The organism is Streptomyces sp. NPDC046203, assembly GCF_040646255.1.
GTDB lineage: Bacteria > Actinomycetota > Actinomycetes > Streptomycetales > Streptomycetaceae > Streptomyces.
Genome location: NZ_JBEYZX010000009.1, coordinates 127,201 through 151,494 on the forward strand (window position 1 = coordinate 127,201; position 24,294 = coordinate 151,494).

Consider the following 24,294-nt stretch of genomic DNA (forward strand, 5'->3'; position numbering starts at 1 on the left):
CGGCGGCCCCGGGGAGTCACCCGGAGCCGCCGGCCCTTCGCGTGAAGGCGGTGGAGCGTCAGCCGCGGTAGGCGGTCCAGGAGCTGCTCATGCGGGCCACCTGGCCCGGGGTGAACTGGTACATGCAGGAGTCGTACGTGTAGTCCATGAAGTTGTGGATCGGGTCCACGCCGGCCGAGGTGCAGGTGTCACGGCCGGTCGGGCACTCGTACGCGGGGCTGGCCTCGGCCGGGGTGTCGGCGACGGAGTCGCCGCTGCCGGAGCAGCCGCCCTGGAAGGTGTGGTAGAGGCCCATCCAGTGGCCGACCTCGTGGGTGGCGGTGTCGCCCTGGTTGTAGTTGGTGGCCGAGCCGCCCGGCAGCGACGCGTCGAGGATGACGACGCCGTCCATCTTCGGGCTCGACTTGTACGAGGACGGGAAGGTGGCCCAGCCGAGCAGACCGCCGCTGAGGTTGGCGGTGTAGATGTTCAGGGCGTTGGCGCCACCCTTGCGCAGGGCGTTCTTCATGTTCGTCTCGGCGGAGGTGCCGTCGCTGACGTTGTACCAGGTGGCGTTGTCCGTGTAGTCGGTGCCGGCCAGCGTGAACTGGAAGCCCGAGTTGGTGTTGCCGGTGCCCTGGCCCGCGTAGGCGGCGTTCAGCACGGCCATCTGGTTGTTGATGGCGGTGGCGCTCAGCTTGCCCGTCGTACCGCTGTGGATGACGTGGAAGTAGACCGGGATGCTGACCGCGGTGGCACCGGCGGCGGCGGTCGAACGACCGGCGGCGCGGGCCGCGTCGACCTTCTTCACCAGGTCGGCGTCCATGGCCTTGACCTGGGCGGCGGTCAGCTCGTTGGGCTCGGCCTTGGTGGTGCTGCCCTTGGCCTTGCGGGCGCCGGAGAGCGCGGCGCCACCGTCGGCGCACTTCTCGGCCGAGGCGAGGGTCTTGCCGGCGGAGACCGGGGCGGCGACCGGGGCCGACAGCGGGGCCAGGGCCAGGGTTCCGGCCATCACGGCGGTGCCGAGCAGGCGACGGGACGTACGCGGCGATATACGGGCAAGAGCGGGCACGGTGACTCCTTGGGGGGTTGTGGGAGGTAGTTCCTCGCCACCGACTGCCGGGAGATTACGCGTTCATGTCAGGTCAGGTTCAGGAGTGATCAAGCCCAATCACCTGGCGGGCAAAGCGGGGCATGGGTGAGAAAAACTCGTGAGGGCTTCGGAGTTTGAAACAAGACCGTCACAGAAGAGGCGGCGAAGGCGGGTGGTGTGTCCGGATTCGATGCCCCGAACTCGCCACCCGCCGTAGCCATGTGATCTCCCGTTAACAGAAGGGATCATGGCCGAAAAGCATCTGTCAACGTACCGGCTGGTACACCCGCTCGACATGCTGCGTTCCGCTGAGCGTGCGGTACGAACGCGCCCAGGCCGCCGTCGCGTTGCGATCGGCCCGGTCCGAGACCGTGTAGTAGTCCATCTGCGAGCGCTCGGACGTCACGTCGAGCACGCCGTAACCGTGGTGGTCCAGGTCCACCCACTCCACGTGCCGGTTGGCGGCCTTGAGGGCGGCCGCCGCGACGACCGAGACGGTGCCCGCCGGCACGTGCAGGATGTCGTCCAGGTTGTCGGAGGTCACCGACGTCACCACGAACTCCGTGGCCGCCGACGCCGACAGCGGGTACGTCGCCGCCTTCACCGGCACGTCGTTGGCCCACGCCATGTGGATGTCGCCGGTCAGGAAGACGGTGTTGCGGATGCCCCGGTCCGTCAGGTGCGCCAGCAGCTCCTTGCGGTCGTCGGTGTAGCCGTCCCACTGGTCGACGTTGATGGCGATGCCGCCCTTGGGCAGCCCCAGCAGCTCCGCGATCGGCGCGAGGAGTTCGGCCGGCAGCGAGCCGAAGGCCACCGGCGAGATCATCACCGAGGTGCCCACCAGCTGCCAGGTCGCCGTCGAGGACGCGAGCCCGGACTTCAGCCAGTCCAGCTGCGCCCGCCCGGTGATGGTGCGGTTCGGGTCGTCCACCGCGCCGTCGGCGATCTTCGCCTGCTGCGAGCGGAACGAGCGCAGGTCCAGCAGATGCAGATCGGCCAGCTTGCCGAAGCGCAGCCGGCGGTAGACCGTGCCCTCGGTGGAGGTACGGACCGGCATCCACTCGAAGTACGCGCGCTTGGCCGCCGCGACCCGGTCCGCCCAGTCGCCCTCGACGCCCGGCGTGTGGTTCTCCGCGCCGCCCGACCAGGCGTCGTTGGCGAACTCGTGGTCGTCCCAGATCGCCACGATCGGGTGCGCCGCGTGCAGCGCCTGGAGGTCGGCGTCCGTCTTGTACGTGGCGTGCCGGATCCGGTAGTCGGCCAGCGAGATGATCTCGTGCTCCGGCTGGTGCCGGCGCACCGTGTACTTCGCGGCCGGGTAGGAACCGGTCGCGTACTCGTAGATGTAGTCGCCGAGATGCAGGATCGCGTCGAGGTCGGGCCGGGCCGCGAGGTGGCGGTACGGGGAGAAGTAACCGGCCTCCCAGTTGGCGCACGAGACCACGCCGAAGCGGATCCCGGCGGCCGCGTCGGCGGCGGGCGCGGTGCGGGTGCGGCCCACCGGGGAGACGGTCGTCCCGGCGGTGAAGCGGTACCAGTAGACGGTGGCCGCCCGCAGACCGCGGACATCGGCCTTCACGGTGTGGTCGGCAGTGGCGGTCGCGACGGTGGTGCCGCGGGCCACGACCCGGGAGAAGGCCTGGTCCTCGGCCAGCTCCCAGCCGACCTGGAGGTCGGGGCCGAGACCGGAGCCGGGCAGGGCGTCGGGGGTGGGGGTGACGCGCGTCCAGAGCAGGATGCCGTCGGGCAGCGGGTCGCCGGAGGCGACGCCGTGACGGAACGCGGGGGCCCCGGAGGCCGCGAGTACGGGCGAGGCGGCCCCGACCAGCGCCGGTGTGGCGACGGCGGTCACGGCGGCGGCCTTCACCACGGTGCGGCGGGTGGGGGCGGATATGTGGTTACGACTGGTCACGGCGCGTCAGATTACCGACAGGTAAGGCCCGGGGGCAGAGGGCGAGACGAAGTTCGCCGACTCTTCGACGGGCGTTCTCCGGACCGGAACCCGGGCGAGGCCGCGGACCGGAACGGACCCGGGTGACGGCCCCGTACAGGACCCGCCGGACATCCCCGGGGCAACCGGAATCCCCGTCCTGCCGCCACCCGGAATCCGCCCCGGCGCAGGCCCCGCCCGGCACGCCTCCGGCCCCGGCCCCGCGCGAGAGCGGGGCCGGGGCCGGAGGACGGAAAGAAAGGGGAAGAAGCGGGAAGGGTCAGGCCTTCAGCGCCTTGGCGATGGCCGCGTCGAACTGCGCGACCGTCATGGGCGCGTTCTCGCTGCCCTCGGCGGTCACCGGCTTGCCGTCCATCTTCAGGGTCGGCGTGCCCCGGACCCCGCTCTTGTCGAAGGTCTTCGACATCTTCATCGCCCATGCGTCGAAGGTGCCGCCCTCCACGTTCTCGCGGAACTTCGCGTTGCCCTTCAGCGCCGGAACGGTGTCCGCCACCTCCAGGAGGTAGGAGTCCTTGGAGAACTTGTCGTCGGTCTCCTCCGGGTGGAACTGCTGCGAGTAGAGCGCGTTCTTGTACGCGAGGAATGCCTCGGGGCTCACGTCGAGCGCCGCGCCGAGGGCCGACAGCGCGTTCTTCGACCCCGTGCCCTGGTCGGAGTTGTCGATGAAGGTGGCGCCGACGTAGCGCAGCTTGTACGTGCCGGCCTCGACGTCCTTGTCGACCTTGGCGCCCACGTTCTGCTCGAAGGTCGCGCACACCGGGCAGCGCGAGTCCTCGTAGATCTCCAGGGTCTTCTTCGCCTCGGGCTTGCCGATGACGACCGTGGTGCCGTTCTCGCCCTCGGTGTGCTTCGGGGCCGTCACGTTCTTCGCGTCCGCCGCCGCCACCCACTCGGACGGCTTGTTGGCCTGGACGACGGCGTAACCTATGCCGCCCGCGACGGCGAGCACGGCGACGGCCGACGCGGCGACGATCACCTGACGGCGGGCCTTGTCCTTCTTGGCCTGCTTCTCGCGCTCGGCGCGCAGCCGCTCGCGGGCGGCTGCCTTGTTGGCCTGGTTGTTGCGGTTGCTCATGAGGAATCACTCCGTGACACGGGAAAAGGGGCGGTTGCCTGTTCCGAGGCCCGGTCCGACCCTGATCCGTCGGACGGCCTCTAAGCGAAGACGAGGGCGAGCACGGGCGCGCCGGCCGGAGCCGTACGCCTCGGGCTCGCCGCGCTCGGCGGCCCGCGCCGCGCCACGCAGTGCACGAGCGGCAGGATCCGCGACCGGCGCGGCCGGTCCGCGGGGCGCCCGGCGCGCCGAGGGGCCGACCCGGCGGCGCGGTGCAGAGCGGTGACCAGCAGCAGCGGCCGGAACGCCAGGGCCACGGCCGCGCGCAGCAGCCGGCCGAGCGCCCGCTCGCCGCCGCGCAGCCAGCCGGCCGCCGTCAGCCCGACCGCCACATGGGCGGCGAGCAGCAGCCAGGGCACCGAGGGGTCGGGCGAGGACAGCAGGGCCGCCGCGGCGCCGGTCCCGGAGGCGGTCACCCCGGGCAGCGGCGTACCGACGGCTCCGCCGCACAGCGTGTCCATGGCGAAACCGACCGACCGCAGCGATCCGGAGACCGGCCCGCCCGCGGGGCCGTAACAGGCCACCTGCCCGCTGGTGAACAGGGTGTCCGCGGCCAGCTCCAGCGGGACGAGCAGCCCCGCGATCGGCCCGAAGCCGCGCTCGCGGCCGGCCAGCGCGAACGCGGCGGCGAAGACGGCCACCGCGACCGGGACGACCGTCCCGAGCGGCAGGGGCACCCCCGACAGCAGGACATGCGAGGCCACGGACAGCGCCACGGCCACTGCCGTGAAGAACGCCGCCCGGAGAGCTCTCAGCGGGATGCCTGCCATGTCCATCGCCGGGAAGTGTGCCACGACACGCCATAAGAGGTCTCTAAAAGAGGGCTGTGAGCCGTGCCCGCCCGGACACGGAGGACCTTCGGCCCGGGCCCTGTGACCCTTGTACGGCTCCCGCCGGGCCGGGGGAGCGGGTCCGGGGGCCGGGTCCCGGGGACGAACCAGGGTGAGGACCAGGGAGGAGTCAGGGGCGGCCCGGGTGTGGATTCCGGGGGCGGACCAAGGGGGCGGATCCGACGCGGCACACCGCCCGCAGGGCATATGACAAAGCGGACAGTCGTGCGACGCCTACACCATGCGACGGCACCCGCCCGGCGGCCGTCGTCACGTCTCTCGGAGACGTAGACTTCCATGCCTATCCCCCAGAAAAGCAGCCGGAGGCAACCCCGTGTCCAAGCCGCCCTTCACGCACCTCCACGTCCACACCCAGTACTCCCTGCTGGACGGTGCCGCGCGGCTGAAGGACATGTTCAACGCGTGCAACGAGATGGGCATGACCCATATCGCGATGTCCGACCACGGCAACCTGCACGGCGCCTACGACTTCTTCCACTCGGCCAAGAAGGCCGGGGTGACCCCGATCATCGGCATCGAGGCATATGTCGCCCCGGAGTCCCGCCGCAACAAGCGGAAGATCCAGTGGGGCCAGCCGCACCAGAAGCGGGACGACGTCTCCGGTTCCGGTGGTTACACCCACAAGACCATCTGGGCCGCGAACGCGACGGGTCTGCACAACCTCTTCAAGCTGTCCTCCGACGCGTACGCCGAGGGCTGGCTCCAGAAGTGGCCCCGGATGGACAAGGAGACCATCGCCCAGTGGTCGGAGGGCCTGATCGCCTCCACCGGCTGCCCCTCCGGCGAACTCCAGACCCGGCTGCGCCTCGGCCAGTTCGACGAGGCCCTGAAGGCCGCCTCCGAGTACCAGGACATCTTCGGCAAGGACCGCTACTTCCTGGAACTGATGGACCACGGCATCGAGATCGAGCGCCGGGTCCGCGACGGTCTGCTGGAGATCGGCAAGAAGCTCGGCATCCCGCCGCTGGTCACCAACGACTCGCACTACACCTACGCGCACGAGGCCACCGCCCACGACGCCCTGCTGTGCATCCAGACCGGCAAGAACCTCTCCGACCCGGACCGCTTCCGCTTCGACGGCACCGGCTACTACCTGAAGACGACGGACGAGATGTACGCCGTCGACTCCTCGGACGCCTGGCAGGAGGGCTGCCGCAACACCCTCCTGGTCGCCGAGCAGGTCGACACCACCGGCATGTTCGAGAAGCGCGACCTCATGCCGAAGTTCGACATCCCCGAGGGCTACACCGAGGTCACCTGGTTCCGCGAGGAGACCATGCGCGGCATGGCCCGCCGCTTCCCCGGAGGCATCCCGGACGACCGCATGAAGCAGGTCGAGTACGAGATGGACACCATCATCTCGATGGGCTTCCCGGGCTACTTCCTCGTCGTCGCCGACTTCATCATGTGGGCGAAGAAGCAGGGCATCGCGGTGGGCCCGGGCCGAGGCTCCGCGGCCGGCTCGATCGTCGCGTACGCCATGGGCATCACCGACCTCGACCCGATCCCGCACGGTCTGATCTTCGAGCGCTTCCTCAACCCCGAGCGCATCTCGATGCCCGATGTCGACATCGACTTCGACGAGCGCAGGCGCGTCGAGGTGATCCGGTACGTGACCGAGAAGTACGGCGCCGACAAGGTCGCCATGATCGGCACGTACGGCAAGATCAAGGCCAAGAACGCGATCAAGGACTCCGCCCGCGTCCTCGGCTACCCGTACGCGATGGGCGACCGGCTCACCAAGGCCATGCCCGCCGACGTCCTCGGCAAGGGCATCGACCTCGACGGCATCACCAACCCCACCCACCCGCGCTACGGCGAGGCGGGCGAGATCCGGGCGATGTACGAGAACGAGCCGGACGTCAAGAAGGTCATCGACACCGCCAAGGGCGTCGAGGGCCTGGTCCGCCAGATGGGTGTGCACGCCGCCGGCGTGATCATGTCCAGCGAGCCGATCGTCGACCACGCCCCGATCTGGGTGCGGCACACCGACGGCGTCACCATCACCCAGTGGGACTACCCGCAGTGCGAGTCGCTCGGCCTGCTGAAGATGGACTTCCTGGGCCTGCGCAACCTCACCATCATGGACGACGCCGTCAAAATGGTGAAGGCGAACAAGGGCATCGACCTGGACCTGCTCGCCCTGCCGCTGGACGACCCGAAGACCTTCGAACTGCTCCAGCGCGGCGACACCCTCGGAGTCTTCCAGTTCGACGGCGGCCCCATGCGGTCCCTGCTGCGGCTGATGAAGCCCGACAACTTCGAAGACATCTCCGCCGTGTCCGCGCTCTACCGCCCGGGCCCGATGGGCATGAACTCGCACACGAACTACGCGCTCCGCAAGAACGCCCAGCAAGAGATCACGCCGATCCACAAGGAGCTGGAAGAGCCGCTCCAGGAGGTCCTGGCGGTCACCTTCGGCCTGATCGTGTACCAGGAGCAGGTGCAGAAGGCCGCGCAGATCATCGCCGGCTACTCGCTCGGCGAGGCCGACATCCTCCGCCGCGTCATGGGCAAGAAGAAGCCCGACGAGCTGGCGAAGAACTTCACCATCTTCCAGGCCGGCGCCCAGAAGAACGGCTACAGCGACGAGGCCATCCAGGCGCTGTGGGACGTCCTGGTCCCGTTCGCCGGCTACGCCTTCAACAAGGCGCACTCCGCCGCGTACGGACTGGTCTCGTACTGGACCGCGTACCTCAAGGCCAACTACCCGGCCGAGTACATGGCGGGTCTGCTGACCTCGGTCAAGGACGACAAGGACAAGTCGGCCGTCTATCTGAACGAGTGCCGCCGCATGGGCATCAAGGTGCTCCCGCCGAACGTCAACGAGTCGGAGTCGAACTTCGCCGCCCAGGGTGACGACGTCATCCTGTTCGGCCTCACCGCCGTCCGTAACGTCGGCTCCAACGTCGTCGAGTCGATCATCCGTACGCGCAAGAGCAAGGGGAAGTACAGCTCCTTCCCCGACTTCCTCGACAAGGTCGAGGCGGTCGTCTGCAACAAGCGCACCATCGAGTCGCTGATCAAGGCCGGCGCCTTCGACACCATGGGCCACACCCGCAAGGGCCTGGTCGCCCAGCACGAGCCGATGATCGACACCGTGGTCGCGGTCAAGCGCAAGGAGGCCGAGGGCCAGTTCGACCTCTTCGGCGGGATGGGCGAGGAGGACAGCGACGAGCCGGGCTTCGGTCTCGACGTCGAGTTCTCCGACGTCGAGTGGGAGAAGGCATATCTGCTCGCGCAGGAGCGCGAGATGCTCGGTCTGTACGTCTCCGACCACCCGCTCTTCGGTCTCGAACACGTCCTGTCCGACAAGTCCGACGCGGGCATCTCCCAGCTCACCGGCGGCGAGCACGCGGACGGCGCGGTCGTCACCATCGGCGGCATCATCTCCGGCCTCCAGCGGAAGATGACCAAGCAGGGCAACGCCTGGGCCATCGCCACGGTCGAGGACCTGGCCGGTTCCATCGAGTGCATGTTCTTCCCGGCCACCTACCAGCTGGTCTCCACCCAGCTGATCGAGGACGCCGTCGTCTTCGTCAAGGGCCGGCTCGACAAGCGCGAGGACATCCCGCGCCTTGTCGCCATGGAGCTGATGGTCCCCGACCTGTCCAACGCGGGCACCAACGCGCCGGTGATCCTCACCATCCCCACGGTCCGGGTGACCCCGCCGATGATCAGCCGGCTCGGCGAGATCCTCCAGAGCCACAAGGGCAACACCGAGGTCCGCATCAAGCTCCAGGGCCCGCGCAACACCACCGTGCTGCGGCTCGACCGGCACCGGGTCACGGCCGACCCGGCGCTCTTCGGCGACCTGAAGGTGCTGCTCGGCCCGTCCTGCCTGGCGGGATAGCCACCGCCTGATCCACCGGCCCTACGCGGGGCCTACGCGCGAGGGGCGCGCCCGTCGTCACGGGCGCGCCCCTCGGTGCTGTGTGCCGGGCCGGTCAGTTGTGACCGAAGCGCTTCTGGCGGCCCTTGCGGGCGATGTCGCCCGGGGTGACCTGGCTCGTGCGCTGTTCCGACTGGGCCTCGAGTGAGGACCGCTGCGCCTGCTGGGTGCCGCGTTCGGCCGGGGTGGCGCGCTGCTGCTGTTGCTGACTGCGGTCCTGCTTGCGGTTCTTGGCCATGGGGTGGTGCCTCCTCGTGGGGGGTCTGAGCTCTGGGGGCCGGGCCGCTGTCAGACTCACACACGGGGCAAAGGGTCGCATTTTGGATCATTACGGACGGTAGGCGCCGCCCTGAAGTGAGATTCGCCACGCCGATGATCCAGTTCCGGACCTCAACCACACCCCGGTCGGGCAGACTCGAAGAATCCTGGAGCACTTCCGATCCCGAGATCCCCGAAGAGTGTGGGCGAAAGAGGGTGGAACACGTGGACCGATGCGTCGTCCTGGTGGACGCCGGCTACCTGCTGGGCGCAGCCGCCAGTCTCCTCGCCGGAGAGCCGGCCCGCGCGCGGATCGCCGTGGACCACACGGCGCTCATCCGGCAGCTGCGCGAATGCGCCGAAGCCGACACCCGGTTGCCCCTGCTGCGGATCTACTGGTTCGACGGCGCGCCCGGCCGCGCACCCCAGCCCGAGCACCGCAGACTGCGCGTCCTGCCCCGGGTCACCGTCCGGCTGGGCGCGCTGACCCGAAGCGACGGCCGCTGGGCGCAGAAGGGCGTCGACGCCGCGATGCACACCGAGCTCACCGAACTGTCCCGTAACCGCGCCTGCTCCGACATCGTCCTCGTCACCGGCGACGGCGATCTGCTGCCCGGTCTGATGTCCGCCAAGGAACACGGCGTCGCCGTCCACCTCTGGGCCGTCCAGGCCGCCGACGGCGACTACAACCAGTCCGAGGACCTGGTCGCCGAGGCCGACGAGCGCCGGGTGCTCGACCGGGCCTGGATCACCCGGGCCATCCGCGCCAAGGAACTGGGCGGCTCGTGCGCCCAGCCGCCCGTGCCGCGTCCCGAGATCGCCGCGATCCTCTCCGCGCCGCTGCCCGAGTCCGGACTCTCCGCCGCCGAGCGGGCCGCGGACCGGGCCGCGGATCGGGCCGCCGACCGGGTCACCGATCGGGTCGCCGTGCCGGCGGACGGGGCCACCGGGCCGGGAGCGGGCGGGGCGGGAAGCCCGGGAGCGGGTCTCGACCGGAGTTCCGGACGGGATCTGGACCGGGACCGTGGACAGGAACATGGACACGGCCAGGGGCACGACTACGGTCATGACCGCGGCCAGGGCCGGGACCTTGACGGGGGGGATCCGGGCCGGGATCTGGGCCGGGAACCGGTCCGCGAGTCGGATTCGGAGCCGGAACCGGAGTACGCCGGAGTCGTCGTCCACAGCCGTGACGCGGACGAGGAGGAAGGCCGGGACCGGGACGGGGGCCGGGACACCGGCGCCTCGCTGAACGGCTCCGCCGTCCCCGCGCCCCCGGGCGGCCGGACGACCGTGCCCACCCCCAAGGACCTCGCCGGGCTGCGCGGCCCCGGCACCGCCCTCGCGTCCGCCCCGCAGCCGGCGAGCGCCACCCTGCGCTGGTCCTCCGACCGGGGCTGGATCGACCGCCCGCCGTCGCTCGGCGAACCCGCCGAGACGGCCCTGCTGCCCACCCTCGCCCAGCTCACCAGCGCCGAGCAGCGCTGGGCCGACCGCGAGGAGGACATCACCACCGTCGGCGGCGACCCCTACGAGGTGGGCCAGGTCTTCGCCCGCCGCTGGCTGGACCGGCTGCCCGAGCCCGGCCACGTACCCCGGCTCGCCGCCATGTACCCGCGCATCCCGCACCGCATCGACGGCGAACTTCTCCGCTATGCCGCGCGTTTCGGACTTCTCGCCCACAAGGACGATCAGATCGACGAGCACGACCGGTACGCGATCCGGGCCGGATTCTGGCGCGAGATCGATCTGCACGCCGCCGCCCGACCCGCCCCCGCGCCCGAGGAGGCGGACGCGACCACGTAGGCTCATCTCTCGTGAGTACGGTGTGCGAGGTGCGGGATCTGGTCAAGACGTACCCCGCCACACGCGGCAGGCGCGGCGTTCCGGCGACCCCGGAGGTGCGGGCCACCGACGGGATCAGCCTCGATGTGCGCGGCGGTGAGATCTTCGGACTGCTCGGTCCCAACGGGGCCGGCAAGTCCACCCTGGTCCGCCAGCTCACCGGTCTGATGCGCCCCGACTCCGGCTCCGTACGCCTCCTCGGCCACGACCTGGTGCGCCACCCCGAGCGCGCGGCCCGGCTGCTCGCGTACCTCGGCCAGGAGTCCACCGCCCTCGACGAGCTGACCGTCGCCCTCGCCGCCGAGACCACCGGCCGGCTGCGCGGGCTCGGGGTCCACGAGGCCCGCGCCGAGCGCGACGCCGTCCTCGACGAACTGGGCCTCGCCCCGATCGCCGGCCGGCCGCTGAAGAAGCTGTCCGGCGGCCAGCGCCGGCTCGCCTGCTTCGCCGCCGCCCTCGTCGGCGAGCGGCCCGTCCTCGTCCTCGACGAGCCCACCACCGGCATGGACCCCGTCGCCCGCCGCGCCGTGTGGGCCGCCGTCGACCGCCGCCGCGCCGAGCGCGGCAGCACCGTCCTGCTCGTCACCCACAACGTCATCGAGGCCGAGACCGTCCTCGACCGGGTCGCCGTCATCGACCGAGGCCGGGTCATCGCCTGCGACACCCCGAGCGGGCTCAAGGAGCGCGTCGCGGGGGAGGTCCGGGTCGAGCTGGTGTGGCGCGAGCGCGCCCCGCTCGACGTCCCCGAGGTGGCCGCGCTGCGCGAACTCGCCCAGGAGTCGGGCCGCCGCTGGGTGCTGCGGCTCGCCCCGGACGAGGCCCGGGCGGCGGTCGCCGCGGTGACCGGCGGGGCGGCGTTCGCCTCCCTCGACGACTTCACCCTGGCGACGCCGAGCCTGGAGGACGTGTACCTGGCGCTCGGCGGGCAGGCCCGGGGACTGGTCAAGGCATGACGGGCACGACGGGCACGATGGGCAGGACAGGCACGGCGGACAGGGGAGCGCACGGGGGGACCGCGTCGGCCGAGAGGCCGGTCGAGGTGACGTACGGGCCGTCGTACGGGGTAGCCTGCGCCGCACCCCACACCGCGACCGGTGCCGCGCCCCGTCCCGCGACGGGTGGAACGACGTACGCATGGACTGTCAGGAGCTGGACGAGTTGAGCACCCTGCCCGCCGAGGCCCCGCCGGCCGCCGGCGCCGCCGCCGTGGCCCGCCCGGCCCGGGGCGAGGAACCCGGCGCCGCGCCGCTCGCCCCCCGCGCCCGGCTGCTGCCCGCCCTGGCCGCCGTCTACCGAGCCCAGCTCTCGCGCGCCCGGGTCTCCCGGATCCCGCTGCTCTTCGTGGCCACCTTCCAGTCCGTCGGCATCATGATCCTGATGCGCGGGGTCGTGGACGGCGGCTCGGAGGCCCGGGCCGTGGTGGCCGGCTCCGCCGTCCTCGTCGTCGCGTTCGTCGCCCTCAACCTGCTCGCCCAGTACTTCGGCCAGCTCCGGGCCGGCGGCGGGCTCGACCACTACGCGACCCTCCCGGTGCCGCCCGCCGCCGTGGTCCTCGGCGCGGCCGGCGCGTACGCCTCCTTCACCGTGCCCGGCACGGTGCTCACGGCCGTCGCCGGGTCCGTCCTGTTCGGGCTGCCGCTCGGCCATCTGTGGATCCTGGCGGCCGTCGTCCCGCTGTCCGGGGCGGCGCTCGCCGGACTCGGCGCGGCCCTCGGCCTGCTCGCCCCCCGGCCGGAGCTGGCCACCCTGCTCGGCCAGCTCGGCATGTCGGCGGCGCTGCTCCTCGGGGTCCTGCCGGCCGACCGGATGCCCGGCCCGATCGTCTGGGCCCGGGACCTGCTGCCCTCCACGTACGGCGTGGAGGCCCTGGCCCGCACCTTCGACCCGCACCCGGACTGGGTGGCCGTCGGCCTCGACCTCGCGGTGTGCGGGGCGGTGGGCGTGGTGTCGCTCGCGGTGGCGACCTGGGCCTACCGGCGGGCCGCGGTGCGCTGACGTCCCGGCGCGGCGGCACACAGACACACCTGGCACGATGGCGTGGTGACCGCACCCCTGACGCCCCCGCACGAGCCGCCGCCCGACCCCTTCGGTTTCGGGAACCCGCCGGAGCCGCCCGATGGCGGTCCCGTCACGCCGGCCGAGATCCGGCAGGCCGCCGTGGTCGCCCTCGTCTCGGGTGTGGCCGGGGTACTGCTCGGGCTGATGTGGCTGTGGCTGGCGCCGAGGGTCGGGCTGATCTCCGACGGCAAGGCGGTCTATCTGCGCAACAGCGAGGCGGAGGCGGCCGTCGGCGGGGACGGCACGTTCATCCTGCTCGCCCTCGGCTTCGGGGCCGTGGCCGGGATCCTGGCCTTCCTGGTCCACCGGCGCGGCGGGGTCCCGCTGGTGTTCGGCCTGGCGCTGGGCGGGGTGCTCGGTTCGCTGCTCGCCTGGGGCGTGGGCATCTGGCTGGGACCGGGCGGCGATGTGGTCGCCCGGGCCAAGGAGGTCGGCCCCAAGGTCCCCTTCGACGCGCCGCTCGAACTGAACATGGCCGCGGCCGCGATGCTGGCCTGGCCGATCGGCGCCATGATCACGCACCTGCTGTGCACGGCCCTGTTCGGGCCCCGCGACCCGCAGCCCGAGCCGCAGCTCTGGCCGCCGGTCCCGCCGGTGCCGCAGGCCCCCTCGCACTGACGCCCGGCGCGGCGCGAGAAGCGATCCGGCCCCTGTCCCCGCGCGCGTACGGCGCGGGGACAGGGGCCGGAGTGGTTCCCGGGCGGGGACGCGGCGGTCAGGGGGCCGGTGGCACTGGCGTCAGGCGCGGCCGATCGGGGCCAGGACGGCGCCGGTGAGAACCGCCAGATCCTGTGGGGTCAGTTCGACCTCCAGGCCGCGCCGGCCCGCCGAGACGCAGATGGTCTCGTGGTCCGAGGCCGAGTCGTCGAGCACGGTCCGCAGCCGCTTGCGCTGCCCCAGCGGGGAGATCCCGCCCCGTACGTAGCCGGTGGTCCGCTCGGCCGCCGCCGGGTCGGCCATCGCGGCGCGCTTGCCGCCGACCGCCGCCGCCAGGGCCTTCAGATCGAGCTGGCCGGCCACCGGGACGACCGCGACCGTCAGCTCCCCGTCCACGTCCGCGACCAGCGTCTTGAACACCCGCGCGGGCGACACGCCGAGCGCCTCGGCCGCCTCCCCGCCGTACGAGGGGGCCGCCGGGTCGTGGTCGTAGGAGTGCAGGGTGTACGCCGTGCCGGCCGAGGTCAGCGCGACCGTCGCCGGGGTCCCGCCGCCGTTCTTCTTCTGCTTCTTCGCCACCTGGAGTTCTCTTCTCTCGGACTGGCCGGGCTCAGTTGGGGCTGGTCGGCGTACGGGTCAGCTCCACCGCCGGGAGCGACGGCAGATGGCGCAGCACCGCCGTCTCGGCCCGCAGCAGGGCCAGCTCCTCGCGCAGCCGGGACGCGGTGTCCGGCGCCTGGAGCAGCCGTTGCTTCGCCGGGGTGTCCAGGACCGTCGCGGCGGCCACCAGATAGGAGACCACCGACGGGTCGTCGGGCAGCTCGCTCGTGGTCAGCGACCGCTCCCGGGCGCCCGCGAGCCGCTTCTGGTACGCGCGGAAGGCCCGCAGCACGCCCTCGGCGAGCGGACCGGCCTCCTCGCCCTGCTCCTCGGGGACGTCCTCGACCTCGGCGGTCAGGAACGGCCCGGTCGCGTCGACGGAGAGCAGCCGCACCCGGGTGGTGCCGGTGGCCATCACGTCGAAGCCGCCGTCCGGGCGCTCCCGGATCGACACCGCGTCGGCCACGCAGCCGACCTCGTGGAAGGACCGGAGCGGGTCGGGGCCGAAGCCGGCCGCCGGTCCCTTCTCCGGGAGTTTCGTCTGGTCCGGCAGACCGGGTGCCGTCTGCGCGGTCTCCAGGCCGTCGCGGATGGCGACGACGGCGAAGCGGCGCGGCTCGGACTCGTCCGTCCGGAGCAGTTCGCGCATCAGGGCGCGATAACGCTCCTCGAAGACGTTCAGGGGCAGCACGAGGCCCGGGAACAGCACCGCGTTGAGCGGGAAGAGTGGCAGACGAGCGGTGGTCACAGCGGTCAAGCGTAATGGCCGCCGGGCCCGCCCCGGCCGGGCCGCCCGTTCGGACCCGTACGATCGGCCCCCGCGCCCGCGCCCCGGACCGCTTCCGGGACCGCCCCCGAGCGGCTCGGATCACCCGCCCGGGCCCCTGGCAGGACCACGGATCCGACCTCCGGCGCGAGCCCGGATCCGACCCCGGGTTCGACCTCGGCACCGGCACCGGATCCGACCTCGGCCCCGGCACCGAACGCACCCCCGACCCCGCCCCCGACCCCGCCCCCGACCCCGCCCCCGACCTCGCCCCCGACCCCGCCCCCGACCTCGCCCCCGGCACGCAGCGGGGTACGGCGCGCCACCTCGCGTACGGCGGCGGTCCGGGCGTCCAGGAAGCCGCGCAGCGGGTCGTCGGCGACCAGCCGCCACGGGAACGAGGTCGCGTGCGGGCCGATCCGCCGGAACTCGGCCAGCGCGTCGTGCGGGCGGCCCCGCGCCACCAGGACGTACACCAGCAGATTGCGCACCTCGGCGGGCCACAGATCACCCGCCGGGTACTCCGCCGACAGCGCGAGCGCCCGATCGGCCGCCGCGTCGATCCGCTCGCCGGGCACCCCGTGCTCCTGCCCGGCCCCGGCGATCAGCTGCGCGAAGGCGGCCCGTACCGGCAGCGCCTGCGCCAGGGACCCGGGCAGCGCGTCCTCGGCGGCCTGCTCGGCGAAGTCGAAGCACTCGCGGTGCGGGCGGTGGGGGCGGCCGCCGCCCCGCGCGCCGTCCTGGGCCGACAGGTACTTCAGGGCCGCCACATGGCTGCCGTAGTGGTGCGGGGCCCGGCGGACGGCCTGTTCCCACAGCGCCTCGAACGCCGAGTGCCCGGCGCGGGTGCCGTGGGCGTGGTCCAGGGCGAGCCGCCAGGGCACCGGGTCGCGCGGGCATGCCTCGGCCGCCGCCTGGATCAGCGGACCCGTCTCGCGCAGCCGTTCGGCCCGCGCGGGGGAGTCCCAGGCGCGCCGGACCGCGAGCTGCGCGTGGACGAGCAGGGCGTCGGGATCGTCGGGGGTGTCCGCGAGCAGGCGGTGCAGCCAGCCGTCCCGGTGGTACGCGAAGGCGGCGAGCCGGGTCACATGGCGGTCCCGGTCCTCCCACGCGGCGGCGTCCCGGGTGGCGGCGAGCAGCCCGGCGGCCGGCCCCGGGTCGCCGAGGGCGGCCGCGACCAGGGCCGGAGCCAGCCGGGTGTCCGGTACGTCGAGCAGCACGTCGTCGTCCGGCGGGCATCCGGCGGCGAGCCGGGGCGCGTGCCGGACCAGGCGTGCGGTGCCGATCAGGGCGCGGAGCAGTGACATCGTGCGCATCATTGAAAACCGCAGGTGAGGGCGGCGCCAGTGGCGGCCTGTGAAGCTTTGGTGGCGGCCGGAAGGTTGTATTGACGGGGGTCAAGACAGCGTAAAGAAAGGGGCGAACCGGTGCTGATGCGACCCCCCATTCTTCACTTCCGCCCCTCCCGCACCACCATCCCCACCCCCACAGCGCAGCGCCCCGCCCCCTACCCCCGCCGCAGCAACCGCGACGCCCCCGCCGCCACCGTCGTCGCCAGCACCCAGCCGACCAGGATCAGCCCGGTCGACAGCCATTGCCACAGCCCTTCCATCCGCCAGTAGCCGACCTCGCCCAGGTCGATGACCGGCAGCAGCAGGTCGAGCGCGTACAGCGTGGCGTCCCAGTGCGGTGCCTCGTCGGGCTTGAGCGCCACCGGTTCGTACAGCGAGAAGGCGTACGCGCTGGCCGCCCACAGCACCGCCATCCACAGCGCGGCCCGTCCCGGCCGGTAGCCGTACGCCACCGCGAGGTCCTGGACGTACCCCCACAGCTTCCCGGCGACCGGCAGCGTCTCGCGCCGCCGCCGCTGTTTGGCGAGCAGCACCTCGCGCGCGTCGGCGTCCTCGCCGCTGTTGCGCAGCACGGTCGCGAGGCGTTCGTACGGCTCGGGCGCGTACTCCGGGGTGGCGGCCGCGACCCATTCCAGGCGCCGGGCCAGCGGGAAGTGCCCGTAGGGGACGAGGGTCTCGTAGACGAATCCGCTCATGGCGAGCCCGCCGGGGCCCGGCCAGCTGCCCGCCAGGTCGATCAGGGTCACGACCTTGGCCCCGTTGAGCACCACCCGGCCCTCCTCGGGGCGCTCCCCGTTGAAGCGCAGCTCGGGGGTGACGATCCGGCGCAGCGACAGTTCCTCGCGCTGGGCCCCGTCCAGGATGAAGCGGGCGTGCCGCAGGTCCACCGAGTCGCCGAAGCGTCCGTCGTCGAGCCGGACCCCGCCGTGGCACTCCACGGCCTTGCGCCGGCCGCCCTGGGCCGGGGTCACCCCGTACGGCGGAGTCGTCGTGGTGGAGGGCACCGAGCTGTCGTAGACCCAGGCGGAGTCCAGGTACAGGGTGCGTTCGACGGTCAGCTGCGGCGCGTTCAGGGCGCGGCGCTGCTGGGAGCCGCGCAGCACGCTGCCCCGCAGACTGAGCGACACTCCGATGCGCGCCCCGCGCAGGCTCACCTCCCCGTAGGTCTCGATCAGCTCGGCCTGGAAGTCCTGCGCGACCACCAGGCCGTCCGCGGTGATGGCCCGGCCGCGCCGGTCCGGCCACACCCGGATCTGGTTGATCAGCAGGTCCGTCCCGATGTGTGCGTCGGTGAGCCGGATGCCCCGCTCGACCCGGCAGCGCGGCAGGTGCAGATCGCCGGCGGTGTGCAGGCGCGCCGCCTCCAGGCGCGGAATGGCGCACTCCACCATCCGCAGCGTCCCGAACCGGGCCTCCGGCAGGACCACCTCCCCGTCGAACCGGCACCCGTTCATTTCCACGTACGGGCCTATCTCGCCGCCCGCCAGATTCAGCGCCCCGGTGATCCGCACCCCGCGCAGCTTGAGCGCCGCGACCCGCCCGGCCCGCGCCGGCGGGCCGTGCAGCAGCAGAAGCGCCACGATCTGGGCCCGTACGCTCCGTTCCTCGTCCCACACCTCGCGCACCGCGAACGGATCGTCCCGTTCGGCGACCCCTTCCCGCAGGTCACAGGTGTCACCGATCCGGAATGCCCGCCACATCTCCCGCTCGGGGCCGCTCAGGCCCTCGGGCATTTGGTCGTCCTCGCGCGGCTCGGTCACTGCCGCCCCCTCGCTTCCCACGATTCCGTATCCCGGATTCGTACAGCCGTTCTTCCCGCTGTGTGACGGACTGAACGCTAACGGTCAGGAGTGGCGACCAGTCGCCAGAGTGGTTCGTATCAGCCAGTGATACGAACGACCGGCTTCCTGGGGCGTCTGAGAGAATTGACCCGTGATCTCTCGAATCGATCTGCGTGGCGAGACCCTCCCCGAGGGTTCCGCACTGCGCGACCTGCTGCCCCGTGCCGAGTTCGACGTGGAAGCCGCCCTGGAGAAGGTGCGGCCCATCTGCGAGGGCGTACGGCATCATGGCGCGGCCGCGGTGATCGACTACGGGGAGAAATTCGACGGTGTCCGGCCGGCGAGCCTGCGGGTTCCCGCCGAGGCGCTGGCCCGCGCCCTGGAGGAGCTGGATCCGGCCGTCCGCGCGGCCCTGGAGGAGTCCATCCGGCGGGCCCGCATGGTCCACCGCGACCAGCGCCGCACCACCCACACCACCCAGGTCGTCCCCGGCGGCACGGTCACCGAGAAGTGGATCCCGGTGACCCGCGTCGGCCTCTACGTGCCCGGCGGCCGCTCCGTCTACCCGTCCTCCGTCGTGATGAACGTCGTCCCGGCGCAGGAGGCCGGCGTCGAGGGCATCGCCGTGTCCTCCCCGCCGCAGAAGGAGTTCGACGGCCTGCCGCACCCCACGATCCTCGCCGCCTGCGCCCTGCTCGGCGTCGACGAGGTGTACGCGGCCGGCGGCGCCCAGGCCATCGCGATGTTCGCGTACGGCACCGAGGGCGCCCGGAGCACGGCGGGCGAGCCCGGCTGCGCCCCCGTCGACCTGGTCACCGGCCCCGGCAACATCTACGTCGCCGCCGCCAAGCGCCTGCTCAAGGGCCGTATCGGCATCGACGCCGAGGCCGGCCCCACCGAGATCGCGATCCTCGCGGACGACACGGCCGACCCGGCGCACCTCGCCGCCGACCTGATCAGCCAGGCCGAGCACGACCCGATGGCCGCCGCCGTCCTCGTCACCGACTCGGCGGAACTGGCCGAGGCCACCGAGGCCGAGCTGAAGACCCAGGTCGCCGCCTCCAAGCACGTCGACGACCGGATCGTCCCGGCCCTCGCCGGCCGGCAGTCCGCGATCGTCCTGGTCGACGGCCTGGAGGAGGGCCTCAAGGTCGTCGACGCCTACGGCGCCGAGCACCTGGAGATCCAGACCGCGAACGCCGCCGCCGTCGCCGACCGGGTCCGCAACGCGGGCGCGATCTTCGTCGGCCCCTGGGCGCCGGTCTCCCTCGGCGACTACTGCGCCGGCTCCAACCACGTCCTGCCCACCGGCGGCTGCGCCTGCCACTCCTCCGGCCTGTCCGTGCAGTCCTTCCTGCGCGGTGTGCACATCGTGGACTACACGCGCGACGCGCTCGCCGACGTCGCCCACCACGTGGTGACCCTCGCCGAGGCCGAGGACCTGCCGGCCCACGGCGCGGCGATCAAGGCAAGGTTCGGCTGGAAGGTTCCGGAGAACAAGTGACTTCGCACGACCCCGCACGGCCGGACGACGCGCTCGACACGCTCGGCAGCCTCGGTAGCCTCGGCATTGACGATCTCCCCATCCGCGACGAGCTGCGCGGCAAGACCCCGTACGGCGCGCCCCAGCTCGACGTACCCGTCCAGCTGAACACCAACGAGAACCCCTACCCGCTGCCCGAGCCCCTGGTGGCCCGGATCGCGGAGCGGGTCGCCGAGGCCGCCCGAGGCCTCAACCGCTACCCCGACCGCGACGCGGTCGAACTGCGCACCGAGCTGGCGCGCTACCTCACCCGTACGGGCGGACACGAGGTCGGCGTCCGCAACGTCTGGGCCGCCAACGGCTCCAACGAGGTCCTCCAGCAGCTGCTCCAGACCTTCGGCGGCCCCGGCCGCACCGCGATCGGTTTCGAGCCCTCGTACTCGATGCACGCGCTGATCGCCCGGGGCACCGGCACGGGCTGGATCTCCGGCCCGCGCAACGACGACTTCACCATCGACGTCGACGCGGCCCGTCGCGCCCTCGCCACCCACGCGCCGGACATCGTCTTCATCACCTCGCCCAACAACCCCACGGGCACGGCGGTCGAGACGGAGACCGTCCTCGCGCTGTACGAGGCCGCCCAGGCCGCGAAGCCCTGCATGGTGGTGCTGGACGAGGCGTACGTGGAGTTCGGCCACCGCCCCTCGCTGCTGCCGCTGCTCGACGGCCGGCCGAACCTGGTCGTCTCGCGGACCATGTCCAAGGCGTTCGGCGCCGCCGGGCTTCGCCTCGGCTATCTGGCCGCCCACCCGGCCGTGGTCGACGCCGTCCAGCTGGTCCGTCTGCCGTACCACCTGTCCGCCGTCACCCAGGCCACCGCGCTCGCCGCCCTGGAGTACACCGACACCCTCCTCGGGTACGTCGAACAGCTCAAGGCCGAGCGCGACCGCCTCGTCGAGGAGCTGCGGGCGATGGGCTACGAGGTGACGGAATCCGACGCCAACTTCGTCCAGTTCGGCCGCTTCGACGGGCCCGGGGGAGCCCATGAGGCATGGCGGAAGATCCTCGACCGGGGTGTCCTGGTCAGGGACAACGGCGTACCGGGCCGGCTGCGGGTCACCGCCGGCACCCCCCACGAGAACGACGCGTTCCTCGACGCGGTTCGTGAGTTGAAGAAGGAGCAGAGCGCATGAGCCGCGTAGGCCGCGTGGAACGCACCACCAAGGAGACGTCCGTCGTCGTCGAGATAGACCTCGACGGCACCGGAAGGGTCGACGTGTCGACCGGGGTCGGATTCTTCGACCACATGCTCGACCAGCTCGGCCGGCACGGTCTGTTCGACCTGACCGTGAAGACCGACGGCGATCTGCACATCGACTCGCACCACACCATCGAGGACACCGCCCTCGCGCTCGGCGCCGCCTTCCGGCAGGCCCTCGGCGACAAGGTCGGCATCTACCGCTTCGGCAACTGCACCGTCCCGCTGGACGAGTCGCTCGCCCAGGTCACCGTCGACCTCTCCGGCCGCCCCTACCTGGTGCACACCGAGCCCGAGAACATGGCGCCGATGATCGGCGCGTACGACACCACCATGACCCGGCACATCCTGGAGTCCTTCGTGGCCCAGGCGCAGGTCGCGCTGCACGTCCACGTGCCGTACGGGCGTAACGCGCACCACATCGTCGAGTGCCAGTTCAAGGCGCTGGCGCGGGCCCTGCGCTACGCCTCCGAGCGCGACACCCGCGCCGCCGGAATCCTCCCCTCGACGAAGGGCGCGCTCTAACCGTGAACGGCCTGTCCACCATCCTCATCGTCGTCGGGCTCTTCCTGCTCGGCGGCGTGTACTCCTTCGTCAAGCAGAAACAGTCGAAGAGCGTCATCACCGTCCTCGCGCTGAGCTCCGCCCTGAGCCTCGCGGCCGGCCTCCTGCGACTGGACCTGTGGTCATGAGCGCGCCGTCCAAGAAGGTCGTCGTCTTCGACTACGGCTTCGGCAACGTCCGCTCCGCCGAGCGCGCCCTCGCCCGGGTCGGCGCCGACGTCGAGATCACCCGCGACTACGACAAGGCCATGAACGCCGACGGACTCCTGGTCCCCGGCGTCGGTGCCTTCTCCGCCTGCATGGAGGGCCTCAAGGCGGCCCGCGGCGACTGGGTCGTCGGACGCCGGCTGTCCGGCGGCCGGCCCGTCATGGGCATCTGCGTCGGCATGCAGATCCTCTTCGAGCGGGGCATCGAGCACGGCGTCGAGACCGAGGGCCTCGACGAGTGGCCCGGCACGGTCGGCCCGCTCGACGCGCCCGTCGTCCCCCACATGGGCTGGAACACGGTCGACGCGCCCGCCGACAGCGAACTCTTCGCCGGTCTGGACGCCGACACCCGGTACTACTTCGTGCACTCCTACGCGGTGCGCGAGTGGACCCTGGAGACCGTCAACCCGAACATGCGCGCCCCCAAGGTCACCTGGGCCACCCACGGCGAGCCGTTCGTCGCCGCGGTCGAGAACGGCGCCCTGTGGGCGACCCAGTTCCACCCCGAGAAGTCCGGCGACGCCGGCGCCCAGCTCCTCACCAACTGGATCGGAACCCTGTGACTGTCCCGCCGAGCAGGACGCTCGAACTCCTTCCCGCCGTCGACGTCCGCGACGGCCAGGCGGTCCGCCTCGTGCACGGCGAGTCCGGCAGCGAGACCTCCTACGGCTCCCCGCTCCAGGCGGCCCTCGCCTGGCAGCGCGCCGGCGCCGAGTGGCTGCACCTGGTCGACCTGGACGCCGCCTTCGGCACCGGCGACAACCGCGCCCTGGTCCGCGAGGTCACCGAGGCGATGGACATCAAGGTCGAGCTGTCGGGCGGCATCCGCGACGACGCCACGCTCGCCGCCGCCCTCGCCACCGGCTGCACCCGCGTCAACCTCGGCACCGCCGCCCTGGAGACCCCCGAGTGGGTCGCCAAGGTCATCGGCGAGCACGGCGACAAGATCGCCGTCGGCCTGGACGTCCGGGGCACCACCCTGCGCGGCCGGGGCTGGACCCGCGACGGCGGCGACCTGTACGAGACGCTGGCCCGCCTCGACTCCGAGGGCTGCGCCCGCTACGTCGTCACCGACATCGCCAAGGACGGCACGCTCCAGGGCCCCAACCTGGAACTGCTGCGCAACGTCTGCGCCGCCACCGACAAGCCCGTCGTCGCCTCCGGCGGCGTCTCCTCGCTGGACGACCTGCGCGCCCTGGCCGGGCTCGTCCCCGAGGGCGTCGAGGGCGCGATCGTCGGCAAGGCGCTGTACGCGAAGGCGTTCACCCTGGAAGCGGCCCTGGAGGCGGTGGCCGCCGGATGAGCGAGGACCGCGCCAAGCCGCGCAAGGTGGTGACCGGCGCCCCCTGGGAGGAGCAGTTCGGCTACTCCCGCGCCGTGGAACTGCCGAACGGCACCGTCCTGGTGGCCGGCTGCACGTCCGTCGTGGACGGCGCCGTCGTCGAGGGCGGCCCGTACGAGCAGGCCGTCAACTCCTTCGCCGTGGCCTTCGACGCCCTGAAGCAGCTGGATCTCGGCCCCGAGCACGTGGTGCGGACCCGGATGTACGTCACCCACGCGCGCGATGTGGACGAGGTCGGCCGGGCCCACAAGGAGCTGTTCGACGCCATCCGGCCCGCCGCGACGATGGTCATCGTCTCCGGCTTCGTCGACCCGCGCCTGGTCGTGGAGATCGAGGTCGAGGCGTACCGCTCCGAGCCCGCCGCGCCCGTCGTGGTGTCCGGTGCCGTGTCCGCCGACGAGCCGGCCGCCGCGTCGTCCCCCGCGTCCGCCGCCGAGACCGCCGCCGAGACCGCCGAGGGAGGTGCGGCATGAGCCTCGCCGTACGCGTGATCCCCTGCCTGGACGTGGACAACGGCCGCGTCGTCAAGGGCGTCAACTTCCAGAATCTGCGCGACGCAGGCGACCCCGTCGAGATGGCCAAGCTGTACGACGCCGAGGGCGCCGACGAGCTGACCTTCCTCGACATCACCGCCTCGTCCGGCAACCGGGAGACCACCTACGACGTGGTGCGCCGCACCGCCGAGCAGGTCTTCATCCCGCTGACGGTGGGCGGCGGCGTCCGCTCCGCCGACGACGTGGACAAGCTGCTGCGCGCCGGGGCCGACAAGGTGGGCGTGAACACGGCCGCCATCGCCCGTCCCGACCTGATACGCGAGATCGCCGAGCGTTTCGGCCGCCAGGTCCTCGTCCTGTCGGTGGACGCCCGCCGTACGGCCTCCGGCTCCTTCGAGGTGACGACGCACGGTGGCCGCCAGGGCACCGGCATCGACGCCGTCGAATGGGCGCACCGGGCCGCCGAGCTGGGCGCGGGAGAGATCCTGCTCAACTCGATGGACGCGGACGGCACCAAGGACGGCTACGACACCGAGATGATCCGGGCCGTACGCAAGCACGTGACCGTCCCGGTCATCGCCTCGGGCGGCGCCGGCGAGCTGGCGCACTTCCCGCCGGCCATCGAGGCGGGCGCGGACGCGGTCCTCGCGGCCTCCGTCTTCCACTTCGGCGATCTGCGGATCGGCGAGGTGAAGGAGACGCTGCGGGAGGCGGGCCACCCGGTCCGCTGAGCCGGCTTCGGCGAGGCAT

At 72.2% G+C, this 24,294-nt stretch carries 21 protein-coding genes and 1 pseudogene; 13 read left to right on the top strand and 9 right to left on the bottom strand.

Translation table 11 applies throughout. The features are described 5' to 3' along the window. Nucleotides 1-58 precede the first annotated feature (58 nt). From ABZ990_RS10600 to ABZ990_RS10615, 4 genes are all read right to left on the bottom strand, one after another. A complete protein-coding gene (locus ABZ990_RS10600; RefSeq protein WP_361228437.1) occupies nt 59-991 on the bottom strand; it encodes a zinc metalloprotease in 933 nt (310 codons plus the stop codon). A gap of 346 nt (nt 992-1,337) precedes the next feature. Then, entirely contained in the window at nt 1,338-2,984 is a 1,647-nt protein-coding gene (locus tag ABZ990_RS10605) for an alkaline phosphatase D family protein (protein ID WP_361228440.1), read from the bottom strand. Between the two features lie 298 nt (nt 2,985-3,282). Then, entirely contained in the window at nt 3,283-4,098 is an 816-nt protein-coding gene (locus ABZ990_RS10610) for a DsbA family protein (protein WP_361228443.1), read from the bottom strand. An 80-nt stretch (nt 4,099-4,178) separates the two neighbouring features. Continuing rightward, nucleotides 4,179-4,913, bottom strand: a complete 735-nt coding sequence (locus ABZ990_RS10615; RefSeq protein ID WP_361228445.1) for a hypothetical protein — start codon at nt 4,911-4,913, stop codon at nt 4,179-4,181. A 388-nt stretch (nt 4,914-5,301) separates the two neighbouring features. Here ABZ990_RS10615 and dnaE point away from each other — a divergent pair, with 388 nt between their 5' ends. Beyond that, nucleotides 5,302-8,841: a DNA polymerase III subunit alpha gene (dnaE, locus tag ABZ990_RS10620; protein WP_361228448.1), complete on the top strand. Its 3,540-nt coding sequence runs from the start codon at nt 5,302-5,304 to the stop codon at nt 8,839-8,841. Between the two features lie 94 nt (nt 8,842-8,935). Here the strand turns inward: dnaE and ABZ990_RS10625 are convergent, their stop codons facing one another. Beyond that, nucleotides 8,936-9,118, bottom strand: coding sequence for a hypothetical protein (locus ABZ990_RS10625; protein WP_361228450.1), 183 nt, complete (start codon nt 9,116-9,118; stop codon nt 8,936-8,938). A 236-nt stretch (nt 9,119-9,354) separates the two neighbouring features. Between ABZ990_RS10625 and ABZ990_RS10630 the strand changes: the two genes are divergently transcribed. The 4 genes from ABZ990_RS10630 (at nt 9,355) to ABZ990_RS10645 (ending at nt 13,659) form a co-directional block, all read left to right on the top strand. Then, on the top strand, nt 9,355-10,944 hold the full coding sequence (locus tag ABZ990_RS10630; RefSeq protein ID WP_361228453.1) for an NYN domain-containing protein: 1,590 nt from the start codon (nt 9,355-9,357) through the stop codon (nt 10,942-10,944). Nucleotides 10,945-10,964: 20 nt separating this feature from the next. Next, entirely contained in the window at nt 10,965-11,936 is a 972-nt protein-coding gene (locus ABZ990_RS10635) for an ABC transporter ATP-binding protein (protein WP_361228676.1), read from the top strand. A gap of 205 nt (nt 11,937-12,141) precedes the next feature. Then, on the top strand, nt 12,142-12,978 hold the full coding sequence (locus ABZ990_RS10640; RefSeq protein WP_361228679.1) for an ABC transporter permease: 837 nt from the start codon (nt 12,142-12,144) through the stop codon (nt 12,976-12,978). Nucleotides 12,979-13,023: 45 nt separating this feature from the next. Beyond that, complete coding sequence (locus tag ABZ990_RS10645) at nt 13,024-13,659, top strand: DUF2567 domain-containing protein (RefSeq protein ID WP_361228456.1); 636 nt, start codon at nt 13,024-13,026, stop codon at nt 13,657-13,659. 120 nt (nt 13,660-13,779) lie between these two features. Here the strand turns inward: ABZ990_RS10645 and ybaK are convergent, their stop codons facing one another. The 4 genes and pseudogenes from ybaK to ABZ990_RS10665 form a co-directional block, all read right to left on the bottom strand. Then, the gene (gene ybaK, locus ABZ990_RS10650; RefSeq protein WP_361228459.1) at nt 13,780-14,277 is read right to left on the bottom strand and encodes a Cys-tRNA(Pro) deacylase; all 498 of its coding nucleotides are present in this window, start codon (nt 14,275-14,277) and stop codon (nt 13,780-13,782) included. 31 nt (nt 14,278-14,308) lie between these two features. After that, a complete protein-coding gene (locus ABZ990_RS10655) occupies nt 14,309-15,046 on the bottom strand; it encodes an LON peptidase substrate-binding domain-containing protein (protein WP_361228462.1) in 738 nt (245 codons plus the stop codon). A 320-nt stretch (nt 15,047-15,366) separates the two neighbouring features. Then, nucleotides 15,367-16,383: pseudogene (locus tag ABZ990_RS10660) on the bottom strand (hypothetical protein); the annotation flags it as partial. A gap of 188 nt (nt 16,384-16,571) precedes the next feature. After that, nucleotides 16,572-18,176 (bottom strand): oxidoreductase, encoded by a 1,605-nt coding sequence (locus tag ABZ990_RS10665; RefSeq protein ID WP_361228465.1) that lies wholly within the window; start codon nt 18,174-18,176, stop codon nt 16,572-16,574. Nucleotides 18,177-18,348: 172 nt separating this feature from the next. On the opposite strand from ABZ990_RS10665, the gene hisD reads away from it, so the two are divergent. The 8 genes from hisD (at nt 18,349) to hisF (ending at nt 24,275) form a co-directional block, all read left to right on the top strand. Then, the gene (gene hisD, locus ABZ990_RS10670; protein WP_361228467.1) at nt 18,349-19,701 is read left to right on the top strand and encodes a histidinol dehydrogenase; all 1,353 of its coding nucleotides are present in this window, start codon (nt 18,349-18,351) and stop codon (nt 19,699-19,701) included. Nucleotides 19,702-19,766: 65 nt separating this feature from the next. Further along, on the top strand, nt 19,767-20,873 hold the full coding sequence (locus ABZ990_RS10675) for a histidinol-phosphate transaminase (RefSeq protein ID WP_361228682.1): 1,107 nt from the start codon (nt 19,767-19,769) through the stop codon (nt 20,871-20,873). Continuing rightward, nucleotides 20,870-21,463, top strand: a complete 594-nt coding sequence (gene hisB, locus ABZ990_RS10680; RefSeq protein ID WP_361228470.1) for an imidazoleglycerol-phosphate dehydratase HisB — start codon at nt 20,870-20,872, stop codon at nt 21,461-21,463. Before ABZ990_RS10675 ends, hisB begins: the two co-directional genes overlap by 4 nt. Before the next feature lie 2 nt (nt 21,464-21,465). Beyond that, on the top strand, nt 21,466-21,630 hold the full coding sequence (locus ABZ990_RS10685) for a hypothetical protein (RefSeq protein ID WP_361228473.1): 165 nt from the start codon (nt 21,466-21,468) through the stop codon (nt 21,628-21,630). Further along, the gene (hisH, locus tag ABZ990_RS10690; RefSeq protein WP_361228476.1) at nt 21,627-22,271 is read left to right on the top strand and encodes an imidazole glycerol phosphate synthase subunit HisH; all 645 of its coding nucleotides are present in this window, start codon (nt 21,627-21,629) and stop codon (nt 22,269-22,271) included. The genes ABZ990_RS10685 and hisH overlap by 4 nt, the downstream gene beginning before the upstream one ends. Further along, the gene (gene priA, locus ABZ990_RS10695) at nt 22,268-23,011 is read left to right on the top strand and encodes a bifunctional 1-(5-phosphoribosyl)-5-((5-phosphoribosylamino)methylideneamino)imidazole-4-carboxamide isomerase/phosphoribosylanthranilate isomerase PriA (RefSeq protein ID WP_361228479.1); all 744 of its coding nucleotides are present in this window, start codon (nt 22,268-22,270) and stop codon (nt 23,009-23,011) included. The genes hisH and priA overlap by 4 nt, the downstream gene beginning before the upstream one ends. Next, nucleotides 23,008-23,523, top strand: a complete 516-nt coding sequence (locus ABZ990_RS10700; protein WP_361228482.1) for a RidA family protein — start codon at nt 23,008-23,010, stop codon at nt 23,521-23,523. The genes priA and ABZ990_RS10700 overlap by 4 nt, the downstream gene beginning before the upstream one ends. Then, nucleotides 23,520-24,275 (top strand): imidazole glycerol phosphate synthase subunit HisF, encoded by a 756-nt coding sequence (gene hisF / locus ABZ990_RS10705; protein ID WP_361228485.1) that lies wholly within the window; start codon nt 23,520-23,522, stop codon nt 24,273-24,275. Before ABZ990_RS10700 ends, hisF begins: the two co-directional genes overlap by 4 nt. Nucleotides 24,276-24,294 lie beyond the last annotated feature (19 nt).